This window comes from Ureaplasma diversum NCTC 246 (assembly GCF_000731915.1).
Classification (GTDB): domain Bacteria; phylum Bacillota_I; class Bacilli_A; order Mycoplasmatales; family Mycoplasmoidaceae; genus Ureaplasma; species Ureaplasma diversum.
In genome coordinates, this window is sequence record NZ_JFDP01000007.1 from 1 (window position 1) to 4,609 (window position 4,609).

The 4,609-nt window shown below is 28.8% G+C and carries 4 protein-coding genes and 1 pseudogene; 4 read left to right on the top strand and 1 reads right to left on the bottom strand.

Annotation, left to right across the window (positions count from 1 at the left end):
• A pseudogene (locus UDIV_RS00450) lies at positions 1–186 on the bottom strand (deoxynucleoside kinase); the annotation flags it as partial.
• A 224-nt stretch (positions 187–410) separates the two neighbouring features.
• Here UDIV_RS00450 and dnaX point away from each other — a divergent pair.
• From dnaX to ffh, 4 genes are read left to right on the top strand one after another with little or no spacing between them, the layout of a single operon-like run.
• The gene (gene dnaX, locus UDIV_RS00455; RefSeq protein WP_038101691.1) at positions 411–2,279 is read left to right on the top strand and encodes a DNA polymerase III subunit gamma/tau; all 1,869 of its coding nucleotides are present in this window, start codon (positions 411–413) and stop codon (positions 2,277–2,279) included.
• 19 nt (positions 2,280–2,298) lie between these two features.
• Positions 2,299–2,598: a YbaB/EbfC family nucleoid-associated protein gene (locus tag UDIV_RS00460; protein ID WP_038101685.1), complete on the top strand. Its 300-nt coding sequence runs from the start codon at positions 2,299–2,301 to the stop codon at positions 2,596–2,598.
• A gap of 11 nt (positions 2,599–2,609) precedes the next feature.
• Entirely contained in the window at positions 2,610–3,218 is a 609-nt protein-coding gene (recR, locus tag UDIV_RS00465; protein ID WP_038101687.1) for a recombination mediator RecR, read from the top strand.
• 5 nt (positions 3,219–3,223) lie between these two features.
• Positions 3,224–4,573 carry a signal recognition particle protein gene (gene ffh / locus UDIV_RS00470; protein WP_038101689.1) on the top strand — a complete coding sequence of 450 codons (1,350 nt, stop codon included), beginning with the start codon at positions 3,224–3,226 and terminating at the stop codon, positions 4,571–4,573.
• The last annotated feature ends 36 nt before the right edge of the window (positions 4,574–4,609 follow it).

Here is a 4,609-nt window from a genome sequence, read left to right on the forward strand (position 1 = left end):
CAACAAATTCATTAATTGATCATCATCGTTCATTTCATAAACTACATTTGATGGTTTATATGTTTCGTGTAAAGCTTGAGCAAGTGTTGATTTACCAAAAGCAATCATCCCCCCAATGACAATTGAATTTGATAAACGGTTCTTTTTAAATTCAGGCGTCTTAACCTGTTCGTTTGATTTTTGCATATTAAATTACCCTTGTTGTTAATAATTGATTATATAAAATTTTATTCCCTTTATGTTGGTTTTTTTATCACTTTTTTAATATCATTTTTTAGCTCTTGACAAGTGATAAATTTTAGGTTATATAGTAGCATTTTAGGATATTAAACCCCCTAAATTAAATCTATAAAATATCTCTTTTTTTGGTGTTTATTATGTATAATAAAAAGATAGGATCAGGGGTTGTTATGAATAAAATATCGCTTTATCGGAAATATCGTCCGCGTTGTTTTAGTAGTGTATTTGGACAAGGGATGATCAAGGATCTACTTTTAGCTAGTATAAGAAGTAACCAAATTGGGCATGCATATGTTTTTTCAGGACCTAGGGGTATTGGAAAAACATCTTTTGCTAAAATCTTTGCTTGTGCTATTAATTGCTTAAACAAAGTCAATGGCAATGATGCTTGTATGAAGTGTGTAAATTGCACATCAATCATTGATGAAAAAGCAATGGATGTTGTTGAATTAGATGCTGCTAGTTATAATGGGGTTGATCAAATAAGAGAGATTATCTTAAATGTTAACTACTTACCAGTTAGTCTTCCATATAAGGTTTATATCATTGATGAAGCTCATATGCTATCAAACGCTGCTTGAAATGCTTTATTAAAAACAATTGAAGAACCACCAAGCTATGCTGTTTTTATATTAGCTACAACAGAATATCAAAAAATTCCTTTAACAATTATTAGTAGATGTTTAAGACTTGATTTTAAACGATTAAATAAAGCTGAACTATCAGCAATGATTGAATATGTAGTTGATAAAGAAAATATCAGTATTCAAAAAGAAGCTATAACTAAAATTGTTGATTTAGCAGATGGAGCAGGTAGGGATGCTTTAAGTTTATTAGATCAATTAAGTGTTCATAATAAAATTGATTTAAAACTAATTAATCAAGTCTTTGGTTTAATTGATAATAAGTATAAAATTCAATTTCTTGAATATGTAGCTAATCTAAACTTCTCTGCTTTAAGAAGTTTAGTTGATCAATTAAGTTTAGAGGGAATTAGTTTTCATTTATTAGTTGATGATTTAATTCAGATCTTATTTGATACGCTTACATATCTTCAAACAAATAGTTTAGAGTATGTTAAAAAACTTAATGAAAATGAACTTAAAACAATTATTAACTATGGATTAGATTATCAAAGAATTTTATCTTTATTAATGTTAGCTAGAAATAAGATTAAAGATTCTGTTCATTCTTTAGTTGAAATGGAAATCTTAGTATATCAACTAACTAATCCAGTTAATAAACTAAATCAATCAAAACCAACTAATCAATTAAATAATGAACTAAACTCTAAAAACCAGCTAAATCAATTTGAACCTAAAACTGAACCTAAATTACAACCACAACAAGAACCTAAACCAACTAAACAAACTGATTCAGTCATTATTAAACAAAACACTCAACCAATTCCAATTAATATAGAGCCTGAAATACAAACACCAATTGATTTAGCTTCATTATTTAAAACAAATCTAGTTTATCATCAACAAGCTAACCAACCAGTACAAAAAGATCAACAAGAAACTAATACTTCTAATGAACAATCTAATATAGTTATTGATAATGAAGAAATAATTAAACTTGCTAAACAAGCTCTTTGTTTTACTTCAAAACAAAAAACACTAACATTCTTAAATCTATTTAAAGAAATAAAGCAACAAGAAACAGTAGCTGAACATAAAAAACTAGTTGATAGTTTAACTGTTCTTAACTATACAATTGAAGTTGCTTGGGTATCAGATAATTGTGTTGTTTTAATGTCAGATTATGGATCAAGAGTTGAAGCTATTAACAAAATAGCTTTTGATGATGAATTTATTAAATCTTTTTTTAAGGTTTTTGATACAGATCAATTTGCAGCAGATAAGCAAGTAATAGCAATTGATAAAAAAATAGCTAAGGAAATTAATAGTAAGCGAGCACAATTAAAAAACATTATAATAAATGATGTAAATAATAGCCATGTTAAAAAATTAACTAGCAAATTAAAAGAAACTGCAGAAGCTTTAAAACAATTTAATCTAAGTTTAGAAGAATAAAAAAATAAGGATAAGAAATATGGATATCAAAAAATTAATGCAACAAGCTCAAAAAGCACAAGAAGCTTTAATTAAAAACCAAAAAGAATTTAATGATAAAGAATTTGAATACGACTATAAAGGATATGTTCAAATTAAACTAGCTGGTTCATTATCAATCTTAGACATTAAGATTAAACCAGAATTAGTTGATCCAGATGATACAGATACATTAACTGATGTAATTCGTGCAGCTATTAATGAAGCAATTGAAAAAACAAATAAAGAACGTGATGCTTTAATGAATAGTATGATGCCTAAAGGAATGTTTGGTCGTTAATTATTTAAATTATGAGTAAACCAGCTGAGTTTGAAATGCTTGTTGATGCTCTTCGTTCATTACCAGGAGTTGGAGCCAAGAATGCAAAAAAATGAGCATTTTTCTTATTAAAACAAGATGAACGATACATCAATGATTTCTCAAAACGGATTCTTAATGCTAAAGCTAAAATCAAAAGGTGTGTTAGTTGTGCTAATTTAAGTACTAATGATGAATGTGATATTTGTTTAAATGAATATCGAGATCGTTCTAAATTAATGATTGTAACAACAGTTGAAGAATTAGAACGAATTGAAGCAGCTAATATTTATCAAGGGTTATATCACATCACTGAAGGTGAAATCTCATTAAGAAAAAGTGTAATGATCGAACATACTAATCTTAAAACATTAAAACAACGAGTAGTTGATAATGGGTTTAGTGAAGTTATTATTGCTACTAGTTTTACTCATGATGGATTAGCAACTGCAGAGTATATATTACATTTACTTAAGGATTTAGAAGCTGTTAGGGTTTATCGAATCGGTTTTGGAATTCCATCAAACAGTAGCATTGATTATGCTGATGATGAAACACTAAAACAAGCAATTAATAATAAACTTATGATGAAGGGGTTTTAAAAGTAATGTTAAAATCAATGATTAGTTCAATCGTTTCTAAACGATTGTCAAAAAAATTAAAAAATGCCACTCTTAAAGAAGAAGATATAAAAGAATTATTAAGTGAGATCCGAATTGCTCTTTTAGATGCCGATGTAAACTTGTTAGTTGTTAAAAAGTTTATTAGTAATATTAAAGAAAAAGCAATCGGAACTTATGTAGAAAACTTTGATAAAGCTTCTGATGTTGTATTAGGAATCATTAAACAAGAATTGGTTCAAATTCTTGGTAAAGAAAACAAACCCCTTAATGTTAATAAAAAACCATTAAAGATCATGATGGTTGGTCTTCAAGGGTCTGGTAAAACTACAACTGTTGGTAAGCTAGCTAATTTTTTAAGAAATAAATATAATAAAAAACCATTATTAGTAGCTGCAGATATTTACAGACCTGCAGCGATTGATCAACTTAAAACACTAGCTGAACAAACTAGAGTTGATTTCTATCAAGAAGGTGTTGCTCGCCCTGATTTAATTGTTAAGAATGCAATGAATCTAGCTGATCAACAAGATAATGATTTAATTATTGTCGATACTGCTGGACGTCTTCAAACTAATGAAGAATTAATGCAAGAATTAGTTAACATCAAACGAGTCTATACACCAGATGAAATCTTTTTAGTAGTAGATGCTATGGCTGGTCAAGATATTATTAATGTAGCCACTGAATTTAATAATTGATTAAAATTAACAGGAATTATTATTACTAAATTAGATTCTGATGCAAGAGCAGGGGCTGCTTTATCAATTACTTCTCTGCTTAATGTACCAATCAAGTTTACAGGTACAGGAGAACGTGTTGGTTCAATTAGTGATTTCTATCCTGAAAGAATGGCAGATCGGATTCTTGGACTTGGAGATATTATGACATTAGCTGAAAAAGCAGCTGATGTTATTGATGAGAAAAAAGCAAAGAACGCTATGCAACGAATGATGGCTGGAAAAATGGATTTAGAAGATCTAATGTATCAAATGAACCAGATTCCAAAAATGGGTAGTTTATCAGGACTTGCTACAATGATCCCAGGAATTAATAAAATCTCTTCTGATCAAATCGAAGAAGCTGAAAAGAAAATGAAAATCTGAGGTGTTCTTTTGTCTAGTATGACTAAAAAAGAACGTCGTGATCCTAAATTATTTAAAAAAGAACCAACAAGAAGAATGCGTGTTCTAAATGGTTCAGGACGTTCTCCAGATGAATTAAACAAACTACTCAAACAATGAGAACAATCAAGAGATAAAATGGCTGAAATGGGTAAAATGCTTAAAAGTGGGAAAAACCCATTTGGCAAAAACATGGGCGGCATGTTCGAATAAAAACTTTATATATCAACCAACTAACAATGCTGTAGT